Source organism: Massilia sp. CT11-108 (genome assembly GCF_047302915.1).
Classification (GTDB): Bacteria; Pseudomonadota; Gammaproteobacteria; order Burkholderiales; family Burkholderiaceae_D; genus Telluria; species Telluria orientalis.
Map to the genome: position 1 here is coordinate 1 of NZ_JBKYMO010001464.1, position 285 is coordinate 285.

A 285-nucleotide genomic window follows, 5' to 3' on the forward strand; every position below is an offset into this window, starting at 1 on the left:
TTCCTCAAGAATGCAGCCGGCACGCCGCCGTCGAGCGCCGACCGCCTGGGCCTGTCGCGCGACGCGTTCAGCTTCGAAGCGGGGCCGGACGGCTGGCGGATCGCGCGCCTGTCGCCCACGCAGGCCTTGTACCACCTCGATGACAAGCTGGCATTCGTCGCCGCGATCGACACCGCGACGCCGGAACAGCCGTACCGCCTGCCGGCCGGGCACCACCTCGTCGCGGGCCATTACGTGCTGCGCTTCGATGCGTGAGGCGGCCATGGCTTCGTGGCTCGTGTGGGC

Annotated in this window: 1 pseudogene; it reads left to right on the forward strand. The window is 70.9% G+C overall.

The features are described from left to right. A pseudogene (locus ACEN88_RS35285) lies at positions 1 to 255 on the forward strand (hypothetical protein); the annotation flags it as partial. Positions 256 to 285 lie beyond the last annotated feature (30 nt).